Source organism: Bradyrhizobium sp. Unk1 (genome assembly GCF_059512345.1).
Window position 1 is genome coordinate 1 of sequence record NZ_JCAMOP010000179.1, and the last position, 1,189, is coordinate 1,189.

General features: G+C 56.4%; 1 pseudogene. It reads right to left on the reverse strand.

Annotated features, from left to right (window positions below):
- Positions 1 to 15: 15 nt before the first annotated feature.
- A pseudogene (locus tag AC5ZFO_RS47975) lies at positions 16 to 1,069 on the reverse strand (IS110 family RNA-guided transposase).
- Positions 1,070 to 1,189 lie beyond the last annotated feature (120 nt).

Consider the following 1,189-nt stretch of genomic DNA (forward strand, 5'->3'; position numbering starts at 1 on the left):
CTGGAACGAACGGAATCAGCTAAAGGCTGGATCCCGCCGTTCATAGGTTGCGCCGGGCTTGGTCATCACCACCCATACGATACGGGCAATTTTTGGCCGCCAAAGCGACGGTGACCTTGTTGGTGTGCATTCTTGCCTGAAGACCATCGAGCCATGCCCCAAGGCGGTTTCGCGACCGATCAAGATGTGTCACGCAGGATCGGGCACCGTGGATGATCATTCGGCGCAGATATCGGTTGCCGCGCTTGCTTATCCCGAGCAGTTTCGTTTTGCCGCCCGTGGAATATTCTCTGGGAACAAGACCGAGCCAAGCAGCCATATCGCGCGCCTTTTTGAACTGTCGGGCGGATCCAGCCGCTGCCAAAAGCGCAGTCGCCGCGAGTGGGCCAATGCCTGGGATGGTCATCAGTCGGCGTGCGGTGTCACTTTGAGCCGCAATTGCCTCAATCTCGCGATTGATCTCTGCAATACGAAGTTCGAGTTGCCTCAGTTCGTCGAATATTGATGCGAGGATGCGACGCATCGCCGAAGTTAGATCATTGGACTCATCTACCAAGATCCTCGGCAGATCGGCTTTGAACGTTCCGGCGCCCTGATGAATAGCGATCCCATATTCTAGGCAAAACGCACGCATCTGGTTGATCAGGCACGTCCGTTGCGAAATCATCCTGTCGCGAACACGATGCACAGCTTGCAAGTCCACGTGTTCAGACGACCTCATCTCGACAAATCGCATCGTCGGTCGCGTCACGGCCTCCGCGATTGCCGCTGCATCGATGATATCATTCTTGTTTGACTTTACGAAAGGCTTCACGAACTGAGCCGGAATAATGCGGACGGTGTGTCCCATCGCTGCAATCTTGCGTGCCAACCATTGCGAGCCGGGGCAGGCCTCCATCCCTACCAGGGTAGGTGCCGCGCGTTCGAAGAACTGCAAGAGCGTATCGCGCCGAAACGTCGCCTTCTGGATCGGCGTCCCAGCAGCATCGAGTCCCACGACGTGGAAAAGGTTTTTGCCGATATCGACTCCAAACGCCGTTGCCGGTCGGGGTGCGTTGCGTAACTTCATTGCTTGCTCCTTTCTGTAGATGCCACATTCTGAGCGAGAGGACGGGGCGGGTCATCCCATTAATGGTGACGCCCGTTGCAAGGCGGCAGGCTGTGGCTCACCTTTGTTCGAGTTTTGAGG